Source organism: Streptomyces sp. NPDC037271 (genome assembly GCF_055603605.1).
In genome coordinates this window covers 104,712-119,103 of the sequence record NZ_JBVJVN010000010.1, presented here as the reverse complement: position 1 = coordinate 119,103, position 14,392 = coordinate 104,712, and the positions used below count along the sequence as shown (strand labels likewise).

The following is a 14,392-nucleotide window of genomic DNA, read 5'->3' as shown; positions in this document are numbered from 1 at the left end:
CGGCACCCGGCGGGGACCGCCACGACGGTGCGCTGCTCGGCGGTGGAGCGGTGGACATGCCTGACGAGTGGGCCCGTTACCAGGGGCCCTTCACCTCGGTACGGTCCGGTCGCCCCGGCGGACCGCGACCGGCCACCCCGTCAAAGAGACCCGCGCCCGCTCACCGTGTGCGTCACCCCCACCGGTTCGAACGAGACCCGCGTCCGCCCACCGCCGTCCGCCCAGACCACCTCGACACCGGTGTCACCGGCCACGACCTCCGTGACGGCCTCCGCGAGCGGGCCGGGGCCCGGTTCACCGGTGAGCGCGGCCAGGCAGACGTGCAGGGAGGTGCCGCCCGCGTCGCCGGACAGCCGGGGCAGCTCGGCCCACGGCGCGTAGGCGGTGCCCTGCGGGGCGCGGACGGTCTCCGGCTCGGGGCGCCAGCCGTGCAGGCCGTGCAGCGCCGAGACCAGCGGCTCCTCCGGGCCGGTCGCCCAACCGGTGTGCGTGAGGCGGGCGCCGGCCGGCGCCCCGAGCACCCGGTGCACCCGCAGTTCGTACGGCCCCCGCGCCACCGTCACGCTCTCCACCCGCAGCCCCGGCACCATCGGTGGCCCGCCGGCGAAGACGGGCCGGTGCCAGGACGCCGCCCAGCCCCAGCCGTCGCCCTGCCCCGCGCCGAGCGGATGGACGCGACGCCGCACACTGCGCCGGCCGGTCACCTCCACCGACAGGTGGTTGTCGGCGACGTTCCCGGGCGCCGTGGGGCCGGTCCGGGTCGAGTAGGCCTGCCGCCCGTAGTGCGGGTCGTCCTCGACGGCCGACTCGCCCTCGTGCGGCCGGACATGGTCGCTGCCGTGGTTGTGCAGCCGTACGATCCCGTCGCCGCGCGTCGCCTGCACCAGCAGTCCGGGCGCGGAAAGGGCCAGCACCCGGTCGGCCTCCTCCACCGGCGCGGCCTCCTCCGTGGCGGTCCACAGCGGGTGGCCGGCGGGGGCGAGGAGCGACACGAACGCCTTGGAAGCCCAGTAGGGGGAGGCCGGGCCGGAGTACGACTGCAGGGTGGCCCCGTGCGGGCCGTGCCAGCCGAGGCTCAGCAGCCCGTCGTCGGTCACCGCGCCGCGCTCGACGAAGTAGCGCAGACTGCCGCTCGCCAGCCGCCGCGAGGCGCCCGGTGTCAGCGGCGTGTGCCCGGTGACCGCGCCCAGGCCCACGGCCGCGGAGGCGGCGAACCGGTACGACAACGAGCGGCCGTAGTGCAGCGGAGCCCCGTCCGCGCCGGACATCAGCGCGAAACCGTCGAGGTGTGTGCGCAGCCGCTCCCCGTACCGGGCGGCGGCCTGTCCGGTGTCGCCGGCCAGGTGGCCGTCGAGCACCGGGTACAGGTGCAGCGCCCAGCCGTTGTAGTGGTCGAAGGCGCGTCCGTCACCGTCGGCGTACCAGCCCTCGCCCCGGTACCAGCCCTCCATCAGCTCCAGCGCCCGCCCGCGGGCCGCGGCCGTCTCGGCGTCCCCGCGGCCGACCGACTCCAGGAACCCGGCGACCGTGTACGGGAACAGGTACCAGTTGTTCGGCGCGGGCACGTGCCGGAGCGCCCCGCGCAGCCATGCCTCGACCCGGTCCTGCACCCCGGCGTCGAGGTTCTTCCACAGCCAGGGCGCGGTCAGCCGCAGCCCGAGCGCCACCGACGCGGACTCGACCATCGGCTGGCCCTGCACGTCGTGGTCGAGGATCAGCGGCCAGGACTCGGTGTCCTCGCGGCCGGGCGTGCGGGTGCCCGAGTCGAGGCCGCGCGCATAGCGGTCCAGCCAGCCGTGCGGGTCGTCGCCGTCCGCGCCGGCGACCCGGAAGGCCGCCGCGAGGAAGGTCCGGGCGAAGCCCTCCAGTCCGTCGGAGCGCACGCCCGAGCGCGAGGGGCGCCCCGGCAGGTCGAGCAGGGCGCAGCCGGGTGTGCTCCAGCGCCACGCCGCCCACAGCAGCCCGTCCGCGACGGCCTCCCAGTGCGCCCGGGTGTAACCGGTGTACGGGCTGAGCGCACGGTCCTCGGTGGGCAGTTCGAACGGGATGCTCATGCCAGGAACGCCAGCCTTTCGCGTCGTACGGGATGGAGGAAGCCGGCACCGGACGCCCAGCGGGTCGTCTCGGCGAGGGCGAGGTCGGCCAGGCGGCGCCACTCGTTGCCCTCGGAGCCAGCGAGGTGCGGGGTGATCAGCGCGTTGTCGCAGTCCCACAGCGGGTGGTCCGGCGGCAGGACCTCGGGGTCGGTGACGTCCAGCACCGCCCGGATCCGGCCCGCCAGGACCGCGTCGGTGAGCGCCTCCTGCTCGACGACCGCCCCCCGGGAGGTGTTGATGAGCACCGCGTCGGCCGGCATCGCGTCGATCAGCGAACGGCCGACCAGGTGGCGGGTGGCGGGCAGCAGCGGGGTGTGCACGCTGACGGTGTCGCAGCGCGCGAACAGCTCGGGCAGGTCCACGAGTTCGACGCCGAGTCCGGCGGCGTCCGCGTCGCTCACGTACGGATCGTGCAGCAGGACGTCGACGTCGTGCGGGCGCAGCAGTTCGACGACCCGGCGGCCGATCAGCGAGGCGGACAGGATGCCCACGGTGCGGCGGTAGTTGCCGATGCCGAGCGGGGTGCGCAGCCAGTTGCCGCGCTTCCGGGACACCCGGTAGTCGCGGGCCCGCTCCAGGACCCGCTTGCCGGTGAGCAGGATCATGCCGAGCGTGTACTCCGCCACCGGCAGCGCGTTGGCCGCGGCGGCCGAGGAGACCTCGACCCCCCGCTCCCAGCACGCGTCGGTGACATGCCCGCGGACGCTGCCCGCCGTGTGCACCACGGCCCGCAGCCGCGGCGCCGCCCGCAGGACCCGGGCGTCCAGCGGCGGGCAGCCCCAGCCGGTGATCAGCAGGTCGACGTCGGCCAGCGCGGACCTGGCCCGCGGCGTGGACAGGTCGTCCAGCACCGGGAACGGCGCGAGGTCGCAGACCCGGCGGAAGGCGTCGAGGGACTGCGGGTCGAGGACGGCCGAGGCGGCGTCCCGGGACATGGCCACGGCGGCACGGGGCCGGAAACCGGGACCGGGGGAGTGCGATGTCACTTGACGGCTCCGGCGGTCAGCCCGCTCCGCCAGAAGCGCTGGAGCAGGACGAAGGCGAGGATGAGCGGCAGTACGGCGAGCAGCGAACCCATGATCACCACGGGGTAGTACTCCGGCGAGACGGACGCCGCGCTGTTCCACTGGTACAGCCCGAGACTGACGGGATACAGGTCCTGGTCGGACAGCATCACCATGGGCAGGAAGAAGTTGTTCCAGATCGCGGTCAGCTGGAAGAGGAAGACGGTGACCAGACCGGGACCGAGCATCCTGAGCGCCACCCGGGCGTACGTGGTCAGCTCGCCCGCCCCGTCCACGCGCGCCGCCTCCAGCACCTCGTCGGGCACATAGCCCCGCGCGAAGATCCGGCCGAGGTAGACACCGAACGGGTTGAACAGCACCGGGATGAACACCGCCCAGAAGGTGTTGACCAGGCCGGCTTCGGACGCCATCAGGTACAGCGGCAGCGCGAGGACCGTCTGCGGCACCATGACCGCCGCCAGGACCAGGCCGAACAGCTTCTCCTTGTGCCGGAAGCGGTACTTGTCGAAGGCGTAGCCGCAGGCGACGCTCACCAGCGCGCCGACGGCCGCGCCCAGCACGGCGTACAGCAGGCTGTTGACGTACCAGCGGCCGTACAGCCCGCCGTCCATGGCGAACAGGTCCTGGAGGTTCTGCACGAAGGAGAAGTCGCTCAGGGACAGCAGGTCGCTGCTGAAGAGCGCGTCCCGGGTCTTCGTGGAGGCGAGCACCAGCCACAGCACCGGCAGCAGTGTGTACAGGACGGAGATCGCGACGACCACGTTGACCGTCGCCCGGCCCAGCAGCTTCGGGCGGAGCAGGGAGCTGTCGGTGGCGCTCATCGGGCCTCCTCGGCGTCGACGCGGCTGGTGAAGCGGGTGACGGCGTAGGACAGGGCGATGGTGCAGACGAGCAGGACGACCGAGGCGGCCGCCGCGAGGCTGTAGTTGTTGCGGGTGAATGCCGCGTCGTAGATGTACATGCTCGGCGAGAAGCGGGAGTTGATCATCGGGGAGGACTGGCTGAGCAGCATCGGCTCGGTGAAGAGCTGGAGCGCCCAGATCAGGGTGAAGATGGCGACCATGACGATCGAGGCGCGCACCAGCGGCGTCTTCACCTGGAGCGCGGTGCGCACCGGACCCGCGCCGTCGACGACGGACGCCTCGATCACCTCGCGGGGCACGGCCTGCAGGGCGGCGTAGAAGACCACCATGTTGTAGCCGAGGTTGCTCCACAGCGCGATGTTCACGATGGACGGGACGACCGTGTGGATGCCGAGGAAGTCGATCGTGATGTCGCCCTGGGCGAAGAGTTCGATGACCGGGCTGATGCCGGGCGTGTACAGGTACAGCCAGATCAGGGCCGCGATGATGCCGGGCACCGCGTGCGGCAGGAACAGCCCGAGCTGGGCGAAGGCCCGCAGCCGGACCGCGCCGGAGTCCAGCAGCAGGGCGAGGGCGAGCGCGCCGGCCACCATCAGGGGGATGTAGATCAGGCAGTACAGCGCGACCGTGCCGAGCCCGCCGAGGAAGGTCGGGTCGGTGAGCACGGCCGCGTAGGAGCGCAGCCCGACGAAGACGGTGCGCTCGGGACCGAAACCGAGGCCGGGCTGGTCGTCGCTGAAGAAGCTCAGGTAGACGGCCGTGCCGACGGGGATCAGGAAGACGGTGACCAGCAGGGCGAAGAACGGCGTCATCAGGACGCCGGCGGCGGTCAGTTGGCGGCGCTTGGCCGCCCTGCGGGCACGCAGTCCCGACGCGGAGGGCGCTGGGTCGGCGGCGGGCGAGGAGCCGGCCGGCACCCGGGTGTGGGTGGTCGTGGTCATGGGGGTGTCACCTGCCTTTCGTCGGCTCAGGTGCTGTGCTGGGTGGTGGACAGGCCGAGGGCCCTGAGGTCGGGCATGGTGCCCTCCTGGGCGGCCCGCAGGGACTCGACGAGGCTGCCCTGGCCGCCGCTGACGCGGGCGAAGGAGTCCTGCATGACCTTCTGGGTCGCGCTCATCCGCGGGCCCCACAGCCACTGCTCGCCGATCTTCTCGGCCTCCTGTTCGAACAAGGTGTAGACGTCCTGCCCGCCGTAGTACGAGCGGTCGAAGGCGTCGCGGCCCACGGAGACCAGGCCGGGGGCGGCCGGGTACTGGCTGCTGGTGCCGCTGGAGAGGCGGGCGCGCAGGGCGTCCGGGTGGGAGACCTGCCACTCGATGAACTCCATGGCGGCCTCGGGATGCCGGCTGTCCTTGGTCACCGCGAAGGTCGACCCGCCGTGGGTGCCGGCGGACGGGCTGCCGGTGTCCCACTGCGGCAGCGGCGCGATCCGCCACTGGCCCTTCTGCCCGGGCCGCGCGTTCATCTGCGCGCCGGCGTCCCAGGCGCCGCTGAGCCGGGTGAGGACCAGGCCGTTGCCGATCTGCGCGTCGGACTGCCTGCTCTCGACGGCGTTCATGAAGACGTCGTCCCGGTCGATGAGCTGCTGCCAGTAGTCCGCGACCCGCCGCGACGGCGCGTCGGCGAGGGAGACGTTCCAGGCGCCGCGCGAGGTGTCGAACCACCGGGCGCCCGCCTGCCAGGCGTACGCGGCGAACTGCGTCATCCCGTCGGTGGGGAACAGTGCCAGCCGCCGGTCGGGCGCCTTGCGGTGCACGGTCGCGGCCTGCTCGGCGAACTCGTCCCAGGTGCCCGCGACCCGCAGTCCGTAGTGGTCGAACAGGTCGGCGCGGTAGTGCATGACCATGGGCTCGACGTCCAGCGGCACGCTGAACACCCGGCCCTCGAAGGTGGTCAGTCCGAGGGCCTGCGGCAGCAGCTTGCGGCGCAGGCCGTCGCCGACCAGGTCGGTGATGTCGAGGGCGACGCCGTCGATGGCGTACCCGGGCACCTGCGGATACTCGATGGTGGCGACGTCGGGCGCGTTGCCGGCCCGGGCGGCGTTGCTGAGCTTGGCGTAGCCGCCCTGCCCGCCGGAGGGGATCTGCTGGAACTCCACCCGGATGTTCCGGTGGGTGCGGTTGAACGCGTCGACCACCTCCTGGCTGCCGCGCAGCGCGGACCAGAAGGTGATGTGCGTGGTGGAGCCCGTGCGGGCCGACGATGCGCCGTTCCCCCCGCTGCAGGCGCTCACGGCTCCTGTCAGGGGTACGGCGGTCATCGCGGCGAGCACGGACCGACGGCTGGGTCGTCCGGGCATGGCGCCTCCCGCGGCTCCTGCGGGTCCGCGTGGGTGCGGACCCGACTGTTCGGGACACGGGAATCCTGGACGCCCTGAAACAAACGGTCAAGAGATCGATCAGAAGAAAATGAAACACTCAAACGATCAAACCGTCATTCGTCCTCGTTCACGCGATGTGTCGATCCCCGCACCATCAGCCGCGGCAGCAGCTCGACGCGCCGGCCCGGCCGACTGCCGGGCGTCTCGGACAGCCGCTGGAGCAGCAGTTCCGCGGCCATGCGGCCGACCTCGGTCTTCGGTGGCGACACGGCCGTCAGCGGCGGCGAGCCCAGCCCGGCCACGACATCGTCGTACGCCACAATCGAGCAGTCCTCCGGCACGCGTACCGCTTCCTCCGCCAGCCGCTGGACGACCATCAGCGCGTCCACGTCGCCGTGCAGCACCATGGCCGTCGCACCCACCTTGCGCATCAGCGCGGGCAACTCGGCCGTCTCGTCCGCCGCGTACGGTCCGTCGGCCCCGGCCTCCGGCGCGACGAGCGTCCATGCCCACCGCTCCACCATCGGGTGTGCCTCGGCGATCTCGGCGAAGGCGGCACGCAATGAGCGCGCGGTGGGGCTGTCGTGGCGCGTGGCGAACACGATGCGCCGGTGACCGAGCCCCACCAGGTGTTCCACGGCCAGGTGCGCGCCGTACCAGTGGTCCGAGCAGACCGAGTCCAGGGCGTGCAGCGCGCTGCCGCGCCACGGGCGGCGCTCCATCAGCACCGTCGGCACCCCGAGCGCGGCGAGCCACTCGTGGTCGGCCTCCTCGTCGGCCCGGCCGCGCCAGCGGGGCGCGATCAGCAGACCGTGCGCCCCGTCCGCCAGCGCCCGTTCCACCAGGGGGCGTTCGGCGCCGGACGCCTGCGGCGCGAGGTGCAGGGCTATGCGCAGCCCGGCCTCCTCCAGGACCGTGCGGGCACCGTGCATGGCCTCGTTGAGGTACGAGTGCCGCACGGGAACCACCACGGCCACCCGGTCCCCGGCCGCCCCGGCCGCGTCGGCGGGCGCCTCCTCGGCGGGCAGGGTGGACCGGACGACACCGTGGCCCCGCCGCAACCGCCCCTCCCGCGTCAGCTCCTCCACGTCACGGCGCACCGTCACCACGGAGACCTGCAACTCGTCGGCGAGATCGCGCACCCGCGCGGTACCGCGCGCCTGGACCGCCGCCAGAATCCGCTGACGCCTGAGATCGACCGGCTCCCGCATCAGGCCTCCCCACCCGAGAATGTTCGTTTGAGCGTTTCGCCGTCATCATAGCGATCGCCCGTCCCGAGTGTGCGCCGCCTTCCGGCCCGGTGTGCGGCCCCTGCGCTTCCGGGTCCGCGAGGGCCCCCACGGCTCTGGCGCGAGGGCCCCTACGGTTCCGGGTCCGCGAGGAGCGGGCCCAGCGGTCCCAGGTCCAGGTTCAGGTCACCGCGGCTCAGGCCGTGCTGCGCGCACAGGTCGTCCATGCGTTCGTCGAGCAGCATGAGCGCCGTGCCGAGCCGTTCCTCCTGCTCCGTGCTCAGCGTGCCCTCGTCGAAGCGGCGCACGGCCTGGCGTTCCATGAGCTGCCGCAGCAGCTCCACGACGGTCAGGACCAGGGCGGCCAGATCGTTCGTGACCCGCTCGGGGTCCAGGTCGAGGGCGTGCGCCCGGGGCGCCGTCACAGCGGCCCGCTGTCCGGCCAGGGGGCGGACACCCGCTCGTTCACGGACGACAGCAGGGCGTGCAGCGAGATCCGCACCAGCGGCACGTCGGCGATGGCCAGGACCAGGTCCCCGCTGACGACGACGCCGGTCGCCAGCACCCGGTCCAGGAGGTCGACCAGGGGCACCCCGACCGGCGCGTACGGCTCGTGATCGCCCCAGGGCACGGGTGCCGGGCCCGGCGTGCGGATGTCCGGGACGGTCACGTGCGGACCTCCTGCTCCGTGCGGTGTTCTTCCGCGTGGCCCGGTCCGGTGCGGTCCGCCCCCGTGGCGGCCGGATCCTCGTCCCAGCGGGCGAAGGAGTACGGGATCCACGGGCCCGAGGCGCTGACCTCCACGGCCGGACGCCGGCCGCCGGCGGTGAGCCCGGCCAGGGCGCGGGTGAAGGCGGCGCACTCCGCGTCCTCCACCAGGTAGGCGGCATTGAGCAGTTGCGGGGCGCGCCGGCCCGTCAACCGCTCGCTCTGCGGGCGGTGCCGTGTCGCGGCGACGGCGTACCCCCGCAGCTCCGCGTCGACGGCCTCCGCCTCGGCCGCCGCCCTCCCGTGCGCGTCCTGCCGGTCGCGCCGCCGTGCACTGGCCCGGCTGAGGTAGGCACGCCCCCCGGAAGCGGCCCCGGAAGCGGATGCGGCGGGCGCACCGGCACCGGCGGCGGCGTCCTTCGCGTGCTCGCGGGCGTGCACCTTCACCGCCCATTCCGTACGTCCCCGGAGACGGTCGAGCTGCGCGACCAGCACCGCCTCCCGGGAGACGACGGCCTGCTCCGCGCTCCGGTCGCCGCGGTACAGGGTCGCCATCGGCAGCGGCACGACGGGCCCCTGCCCGGCCGCGGCCTCGACGCCCCGGTGATGGGCCCGGGCGCAGCGTTCCAGGTCGTCGGGCCGGTTGAGGCGTTCCACCAAGGCCTCCGCGTCGAACAACGCCGCGGGGACGTCCTGCACGACCAGACACAGTCCCCCCGCGCGCAGCACGCGCAGCGGGCCGCCCTCCTCGTGACCGGTCACCGCGGCCAGCGTGGCGGCGTCCGGCGGGGTGCGGGTGACGGCGAACGCGCAGACGATGCCGGCATACGCCGGCCCGGTCGTGGCCGCGCTCACCGGGCGGCTCCCGCCGTCTCCTCGCCGGCCCCCTCCAGGGCGTCGAGCCGGGCCCGCAGCTGCGCGTTCTCCTCGGCGAGCGCGTCCCGTGCGGCCCGGGACGACAGCGCCGGGTCCGTCTCCCACCAGTCGATGCCCGCCTTCCTCGCGGTGTCCACCGAGGCGATGAACAGCCGCAACCGGATGGTGAGCAGTTCGATGTCGAGCAGGTCGATCTTGATGTCGCCGGCGATGACGATGCCCTTGTCGAGGACCCGTTCGAGCAGGTCGGCGAGGTTGCCGGTGGCAGGCGCGCAAGGCTGCGTGTCCGGGCCCGCGTACCGGAGTCCGACGTCCGTCATCGCGTGCTCCCCACCGGATCAGCGATCCGGGCGGACACGTTCATCGTCCTCGTCCTCGTCCTCATACTCGTACTCGTCCTCCTGGCCCTCGTCGTCGTCCTCACCGTCCTCGCCCTCACCGTCCTCCTCCTCGCCGTCCTCCTCCTCGCCGTCCCCGTACTCCCCGTACTCGTACTCGTATCCGTCGTCCTCGGCGGCGTCGGCTTCCTCCTCCTCCAGCGCCTCCTCGTGGCTCTTGACGACCTCGCCGTCGCGGATCTCCCCGCGCCAGCCCTCCACTTCCTCGTCGCCCCTCAAGGTCACGTGCCGCGCGAAGTGCTTCAGGTCCAGCCGCAGCCGGCGCCCCTGGGCGCGCCAGAGGTTGCCCGTCTTCTCGAAGAAGCCCGCCGGGTAGTACTCGACCACCACGACCACCCGGGTCAGCCGGGGCGCCAGTTCGTGGAAGGTGACCGCGCCGCTCGTACTGCCCTTGGCGCCCTCGGAGGTCCAGACGATCCGTTCCTCGGGGACCTGCTCCCGCACGGTCGCCCTCCAACTGCGGTTCGACGGACCGACCTTGACGTTCCAGTCCGTCGTCGCCTCGTCGTCGGCGCTGACGCTGCGGACGCCCTTGGTGAAGCCGCTGAAGTCCTGGAGCCGCGTCCACTGGTCGTAGACGGTGCGCAGGGGAACCCCGATGTCGACGGTCTCCATGATGTGCGTCGCCTTGACACTGCCGCCGCCCGCCCCGCCCCGCGCGCCGCGGCGGCCCCCGGAACCGCGGTCGCCGGCGGACTCGGTCAGTCGTTCCGTCAGCCCGCCGATCCGTTCCCCCGCCTTGCCCACGAGGCTGTGCCCCGTGGCGGCGAGGTATCCGCCGAGCGCGTCCTTGAGATCGCCGAGGGGGGAGGGGGTTCCGTTCTCCTGCCGAGTGGGGGTCATCGGCGTACACCTCCGCGCCTGCCGCCGGAACCCGTGGTCCGCCGCACGGTACGCCGGGGCGGTGCGGGAGCGGGTTCGCGGTCCTCCTCCCGTTCCTCGTCGCCGAAGTAGGCGTCCTCGTCCGGAACGCCGCCGTGGCCGCGGTCGTGGTCGTCGTCGTGGTCGCGCTCGTACGCGCCGTCCCCGTCCGTCGCCCCGTCGGCCCACCGGCCCGCGCCCGTGAGCGCGTCGGTACGGTCGCGGAGCGTGTCCGCGAGGCCGGTGAGCGTGCGGTTCGCCGCGGCGGTGACGGCCGCACGTCCGGCGGTCAGCAGCTCGTCGCGCACCTGGTCCGTCAGTTCCTGGAGCTGCGGGGTCCGCTGGAGGCCGGCCAGGCCCTGGGACAGCACCCGGCCGGGGGTCAGGCCGATGCGCCGGCCCACGAGGTAGGAGCCGACCACGAACGCCAGTCCGGCCTTCTTGGTGCGGCCCAGGAGGTATCCGCCCGCCACGGCCGCCGCCATGGCCGCCTTGCTGTCGTTCATACGTGCCTTCTCTGCGCCGGATTCATGGTGGTCGTGCGGCCGGCGGACCGGGACGGGCGTTCGAGGAGGGTGAGCAGACGCTCCTCCTCCCGCTCGAAAGCGGCCTCGTCGATGGCCCCCTCGTCCAGGGCCCGGTTGAGCGCGGCCAGACGCGCCTGGACGACGCGCGGGTCACGGGTCTGGCGCCGCGCCTCCCGGAGCAGGTGGTCGGCGATCCACGCCGTGCCGCGCACCGGGGCGAGGGGCAGCAGCAGAAGACCGCTCAGGATGCCCACCGCGTCACCGCCCGGCCGGTGCGGGAGACGGGTCGACGAAGCTGTAGCAGGGCAGGGGCCCGGTCACGCTGAGGGCCAGCCGGTCCCCGCACTCGCGTGCCCGCGCCTCCACCGCCTGCCGGAACCGCGGCTCGTCGGCGGAGCGCAGCAGAAAGGAAGCGCTCAGCACCTGCTCGTCGTCGGTCGGACCCCGCACCGTGCGCACCGCGAGCGGGGTCAGGTGGTCGAGGACGTCCCGGGCCGCGCGCCGTGCCTCGCGGCGGACACCGCGGGCGAGCGCCTCACCGAGGCGGACGTTGGCCTTGTAGTCCGGTCGGCGTCGCGTCCGCAGGGCCAGGTTCCGCAGGCCCTCGTCCCGGCGTACCAGTTCGGCGAAGTGGCCGGGCACGACCGTTCCCTTGACGTTGAGCTCGACGCACCCCCGGACGTCGTCGAGCTGCCGTGACAAGTGGGCGGAATCGGCCCGCAGCTGGGAGAGCAGGACGTCCGGTCGGGGACTGAGGATCGCGAACCGCATGGGCAGCAGCGGCCCCTGCGCGGCCAGTTCGTCCAGTACGGCCTGGTGGGCCAGCAGGTCGCGGCGCCGGGGCCGCAGCCGCGCGGGCGCGGCCGACACCGCCGCGCACAGGCCGGACCCGGTCAGCAGCCGTACCGGGGCACCGTCGACCCCCAGGGAGCGGGGGGCGCGGACACCGGCGGGGGTGATGCCGTAGACGTACAGGGCCTTCAGCGGTGCGGTGGTGGTCGTGGTGGTGGCCGGCGCGGTCATTCGTCCTCCGTCTCCACACGCCGGCGGGGCCGGCTGCGCGGGCGGTCGTCCTCGTCACGGGTGCGTGCGGCCGGTCTGCCGCGCGGCCGCTGCGGGTCCCGGGCGCGTTCCGCGCGCTCGCGGATGTGCTCGCGCTCGCGGGGCAGGGCTGCCACGTCTTCCGCCTCCTCCTCGGGGGTGAGGATGTCCCGCACCTTGTCGGTCAGGGAGCGAGCCGTCCGCTTGGCACCCGCCCTGCCCATGGCCTTGGCGACCGGCCCGCCGAACAGTTCCGGAACGGTCTTGGAGCGTGCGTCGTACTCCAGGTCCAGACGGTTGCAGGCCTCGGCGAACCGCAGATACGTGTCGACGCTCGCGACCACGATGCGGGCGTCCACCTTGAGGATCTCGATGCCGACCAGGGAGACGCGCACGAAGACGTCGATCACCATGCCGCGGTCGAGGATGAGTTCCAGGACGTCGTAGAGGGTTCCGGCGCGGGGCGCGCAGACGACCTCGTCGTCGTAGGTGATCATGCGGGGGTCCTTCCGGATGCGGGTCGCGGGGCCCGGTCACTGGTCCTGGGCACCGCGCCGGTAGCGGGCGACCCTGCGGTACTGGAGCAGGTCGCCCGCCGGGTCCAGCTCGACCTCGTAGGTGGCGAGCAGGCTGGTGGTGTCGGGGATGCGTGCCACCTCCAGCACGTCCACGTTGACGATCCAGCCGTCGTCCTCGCTGCGGCACACCGCGGAGACCCCCTCCAGGCGATGCCGGATCAGCTCGGACAGGGCGTCCGCGGCGCGCTGGGCGGCGTCCCGGGCGCCCCGCACGGCACGCTCGCGCGTGGTCGTGGACGTCGTGCCGCGCCGTCGCCCGCCAGGTTCTGTCATGCTGCCCACTCTGGCCGCGGGGTCCGGTCCGCGCGTGCGCAGTTACCCCATCCGGGGGCTGTGAAGCCCGCCCGTCGGTGGGTCAGACGCCCGGCGCGATGGCGGCCCGGCGGCGGCAGTGCAGGAAGAGGTGCGGCTCCGGCCGCGCGTCCGGGTGGGCCGGGGTGAACAGCGACGCCTCCTGCGCCAGTACCTCCAGGCCGGCCTCCTCGGCCACGGTGGTGAGGTCCTGCGCGCTGAAGCTGGTCACGCGCACCGGCTGTCCCATGAAGGTGGCGTCGACGCCCTCGACGTCCAGCGGCACGGTGGCGAGGACCAGGTAGCCCTCCGGCTTCAGCACCCGCACCAGGCGCCGGACCAGGTCCGCCTGCTCCCGCCGGTCCAGCTGGAGCAGTGAGAAGTACACGCAGACCGCGTCGAACGAGGCGTCGGCGAGCGGTACGTCACGGATGTCGGCGCACCGGAACGTCGCCGCCGGCACCTGCCGCGTCGCCAGATCCACCATGACGGGGGAGATGTCGACGCCCAGCACGTCGTGCCCGGCGCCCGCCAGGGTCTCGGCGGTGGGCCGGCCCGTACCGCTGCCCACGTCCAGCACCCGGCTGCCCGGCGCGAGTCGCCCGAGCAGCCATTCCAGCGAGCGCCGGTGCGGGTGCGATCCGGCGAACGCCTTCTCGTACTCGGCGCCCAGCGCGTCGAACGCGGCCGCGGCCTGCGGCCGTCGCTGCTCGTCGGTCACGTCGGTCCCTTCGGTGGTGGCGGGCCGGAGCCGCGAGCATCGTGCCACCGGGAACGGGCGCCGACAAGGGGCCCTCCGGGCGACCCACGAGCACCCGCCTGCTCCCGGCCGCCGCATCACCGCGAGGGCCGGGAAGCGCGGCAGGCGGCCCTGGCAGGGCGTGAGGCCGGACGGGCCGGACGCGCACCCACCGCGGGGCCGGGCGCCGTCCAGGGCCAGATCCACCAACCCCCGCACGAGCGCGTCGTCCAGCGGCGCCCGGCTGAGCAGCGCCCGGACGAACAGCGGGCCGCTGACGGCCTCGATCAGCAGCCCGGGATCGGTGCCGGCGGCCGGCTCCCGCCGCTCGACACCGCGCCGGACCATCAGCACGGTGCGGTCGAGGCGTTCGCTCCAGTGGGGGCCGCGCCGGTCCTCCAGGGTGTCGTCGTGCTCGACGCTCAGCCGCAGCAGCGCCTCGCCCTGTGCGGTGCCGAGCAGCCGGGCCAAGGACGCGAGTCCCGCCGCGGCCGCGCCCGGGGCGGCACAGGGCACGAACGGCGGTGACGGTGCCGACGCCGGGCCGGCGGCCGAGCCGCAGGCGGTGCGGGGCGGACTCGCCGAGACGGGCTCCGGTCTCGGTCTCTGGCCGGCGGCAGCCGGAGGCGTCCTCTTCGCCGGCGGCTGCGTGCTGCTGATCCGCTCCGGGCGGCGTTCGCCGTGACCCCGGCATGACGTCGTCGTGACGGCGGGGGGGGGGGGGGGGGACGCCCCCCCCCCCCCCCCCCAACCCCCCCCAAAACCCCCCCCCCACCGAGGCTGCCGGTGGTTTTTAACACTTCCCCTTCCCCTTTCCCCGGTTAAACCTGTTCCCCCAAA

Annotated in this window: 18 protein-coding genes and 1 pseudogene; 1 reads left to right on the top strand and 18 read right to left on the bottom strand. The window is 73.7% G+C overall.

The window, feature by feature from the left end; all coding sequences use genetic code 11:
* Positions 1–140: 140 nt before the first annotated feature.
* The 18 genes and pseudogenes from ACZ7G3_RS19205 to ACZ7G3_RS19120 form a co-directional block, all read right to left on the bottom strand.
* Entirely contained in the window at positions 141–2,054 is a 1,914-nt protein-coding gene (locus tag ACZ7G3_RS19205; RefSeq protein ID WP_470926970.1) for a DUF2264 domain-containing protein, read from the bottom strand.
* Positions 2,051–3,082, bottom strand: coding sequence for a hydroxyacid dehydrogenase (locus ACZ7G3_RS19200; protein WP_470926968.1), 1,032 nt, complete (start codon positions 3,080–3,082; stop codon positions 2,051–2,053). The genes ACZ7G3_RS19205 and ACZ7G3_RS19200 overlap by 4 nt, the downstream gene beginning before the upstream one ends.
* Positions 3,079–3,942 carry a carbohydrate ABC transporter permease gene (locus ACZ7G3_RS19195; protein WP_426597671.1) on the bottom strand — a complete coding sequence of 288 codons (864 nt, stop codon included), beginning with the start codon at positions 3,940–3,942 and terminating at the stop codon, positions 3,079–3,081. Before ACZ7G3_RS19195 ends, ACZ7G3_RS19200 begins: the two co-directional genes overlap by 4 nt.
* Entirely contained in the window at positions 3,939–4,925 is a 987-nt protein-coding gene (locus tag ACZ7G3_RS19190) for a carbohydrate ABC transporter permease (RefSeq protein ID WP_470926966.1), read from the bottom strand. The genes ACZ7G3_RS19195 and ACZ7G3_RS19190 overlap by 4 nt, the downstream gene beginning before the upstream one ends.
* 26 nt (positions 4,926–4,951) lie before the next feature.
* Complete coding sequence (locus tag ACZ7G3_RS19185; protein ID WP_470926964.1) at positions 4,952–6,283, bottom strand: ABC transporter substrate-binding protein; 1,332 nt, start codon at positions 6,281–6,283, stop codon at positions 4,952–4,954.
* 134 nt (positions 6,284–6,417) lie between these two features.
* Entirely contained in the window at positions 6,418–7,515 is a 1,098-nt protein-coding gene (locus tag ACZ7G3_RS19180; protein WP_470926962.1) for a substrate-binding domain-containing protein, read from the bottom strand.
* A 149-nt stretch (positions 7,516–7,664) separates the two neighbouring features.
* The gene (locus ACZ7G3_RS19175) at positions 7,665–7,958 is read right to left on the bottom strand and encodes a gas vesicle protein K (protein ID WP_426522593.1); all 294 of its coding nucleotides are present in this window, start codon (positions 7,956–7,958) and stop codon (positions 7,665–7,667) included.
* Positions 7,955–8,164: a gas vesicle protein gene (locus tag ACZ7G3_RS19170; protein ID WP_470927137.1), complete on the bottom strand. Its 210-nt coding sequence runs from the start codon at positions 8,162–8,164 to the stop codon at positions 7,955–7,957. The genes ACZ7G3_RS19175 and ACZ7G3_RS19170 overlap by 4 nt, the downstream gene beginning before the upstream one ends.
* A 35-nt stretch (positions 8,165–8,199) precedes the next feature.
* Entirely contained in the window at positions 8,200–9,096 is an 897-nt protein-coding gene (locus ACZ7G3_RS19165; RefSeq protein WP_470926960.1) for a GvpL/GvpF family gas vesicle protein, read from the bottom strand.
* A complete protein-coding gene (locus tag ACZ7G3_RS19160) occupies positions 9,093–9,437 on the bottom strand; it encodes a gas vesicle protein (RefSeq protein ID WP_426597666.1) in 345 nt (114 codons plus the stop codon). The genes ACZ7G3_RS19165 and ACZ7G3_RS19160 overlap by 4 nt, the downstream gene beginning before the upstream one ends.
* 18 nt (positions 9,438–9,455) lie before the next feature.
* Entirely contained in the window at positions 9,456–10,358 is a 903-nt protein-coding gene (locus ACZ7G3_RS19155; RefSeq protein ID WP_470926958.1) for an SRPBCC family protein, read from the bottom strand.
* Complete coding sequence (locus ACZ7G3_RS19150) at positions 10,355–10,882, bottom strand: hypothetical protein (protein WP_470926956.1); 528 nt, start codon at positions 10,880–10,882, stop codon at positions 10,355–10,357. Before ACZ7G3_RS19150 ends, ACZ7G3_RS19155 begins: the two co-directional genes overlap by 4 nt.
* Positions 10,879–11,157 carry a gas vesicle protein GvpG gene (locus ACZ7G3_RS19145; protein WP_470926954.1) on the bottom strand — a complete coding sequence of 93 codons (279 nt, stop codon included), beginning with the start codon at positions 11,155–11,157 and terminating at the stop codon, positions 10,879–10,881. Before ACZ7G3_RS19145 ends, ACZ7G3_RS19150 begins: the two co-directional genes overlap by 4 nt.
* 4 nt (positions 11,158–11,161) lie before the next feature.
* Positions 11,162–11,926, bottom strand: a complete 765-nt coding sequence (locus tag ACZ7G3_RS19140) for a GvpL/GvpF family gas vesicle protein (RefSeq protein WP_470926952.1) — start codon at positions 11,924–11,926, stop codon at positions 11,162–11,164.
* Positions 11,923–12,441, bottom strand: coding sequence for a gas vesicle structural protein GvpA (locus ACZ7G3_RS19135; RefSeq protein ID WP_470926950.1), 519 nt, complete (start codon positions 12,439–12,441; stop codon positions 11,923–11,925). Before ACZ7G3_RS19135 ends, ACZ7G3_RS19140 begins: the two co-directional genes overlap by 4 nt.
* Positions 12,442–12,477: 36 nt before the next feature.
* Positions 12,478–12,795, bottom strand: coding sequence for a gas vesicle protein GvpO (locus ACZ7G3_RS19130; protein WP_426597660.1), 318 nt, complete (start codon positions 12,793–12,795; stop codon positions 12,478–12,480).
* Positions 12,796–12,877: 82 nt separating this feature from the next.
* Positions 12,878–13,534 carry a class I SAM-dependent methyltransferase gene (locus ACZ7G3_RS19125; RefSeq protein WP_470927135.1) on the bottom strand — a complete coding sequence of 219 codons (657 nt, stop codon included), beginning with the start codon at positions 13,532–13,534 and terminating at the stop codon, positions 12,878–12,880.
* 276 nt (positions 13,535–13,810) lie between these two features.
* Positions 13,811–14,068: pseudogene (locus ACZ7G3_RS19120) on the bottom strand (TetR/AcrR family transcriptional regulator C-terminal ligand-binding domain-containing protein); the annotation flags it as partial.
* Between ACZ7G3_RS19120 and ACZ7G3_RS19115 the strand changes: the two are divergent.
* Complete coding sequence (locus tag ACZ7G3_RS19115; protein WP_470927147.1) at positions 14,004–14,237, top strand: hypothetical protein; 234 nt, start codon at positions 14,004–14,006, stop codon at positions 14,235–14,237. The pseudogene ACZ7G3_RS19120 and the gene ACZ7G3_RS19115 overlap by 65 nt on opposite strands.
* Positions 14,238–14,392 lie beyond the last annotated feature (155 nt).

What these genes read in the sequence shown, in the direction of transcription:
- ACZ7G3_RS19205 (WP_470926970.1), bottom strand. Translation starts at nt 2,054, where the DNA reads ATGAGCATCCCGTTCGAACTGCCCACCGAGGACCGTGCGCTCAGCCCG.
- ACZ7G3_RS19195 (WP_426597671.1), bottom strand. Translation starts at nt 3,942, where the DNA reads ATGAGCGCCACCGACAGCTCCCTGCTCCGCCCGAAGCTGCTGGGCCGG.
- ACZ7G3_RS19190 (WP_470926966.1), bottom strand. Translation starts at nt 4,925, where the DNA reads ATGACCACGACCACCCACACCCGGGTGCCGGCCGGCTCCTCGCCCGCC.
- ACZ7G3_RS19185 (WP_470926964.1), bottom strand. Translation starts at nt 6,283, where the DNA reads ATGCCCGGACGACCCAGCCGTCGGTCCGTGCTCGCCGCGATGACCGCC.
- ACZ7G3_RS19180 (WP_470926962.1), bottom strand. Translation starts at nt 7,515, where the DNA reads ATGCGGGAGCCGGTCGATCTCAGGCGTCAGCGGATTCTGGCGGCGGTC.
- ACZ7G3_RS19160 (WP_426597666.1), bottom strand. Translation starts at nt 9,437, where the DNA reads ATGACGGACGTCGGACTCCGGTACGCGGGCCCGGACACGCAGCCTTGC.
- ACZ7G3_RS19155 (WP_470926958.1), bottom strand. Translation starts at nt 10,358, where the DNA reads ATGACCCCCACTCGGCAGGAGAACGGAACCCCCTCCCCCCTCGGCGAT.
- ACZ7G3_RS19150 (WP_470926956.1), bottom strand. Translation starts at nt 10,882, where the DNA reads ATGAACGACAGCAAGGCGGCCATGGCGGCGGCCGTGGCGGGCGGATAC.
- ACZ7G3_RS19140 (WP_470926952.1), bottom strand. Translation starts at nt 11,926, where the DNA reads ATGACCGCGCCGGCCACCACCACGACCACCACCGCACCGCTGAAGGCC.
- ACZ7G3_RS19135 (WP_470926950.1), bottom strand. Translation starts at nt 12,441, where the DNA reads ATGATCACCTACGACGACGAGGTCGTCTGCGCGCCCCGCGCCGGAACC.
- ACZ7G3_RS19130 (WP_426597660.1), bottom strand. Translation starts at nt 12,795, where the DNA reads ATGACAGAACCTGGCGGGCGACGGCGCGGCACGACGTCCACGACCACG.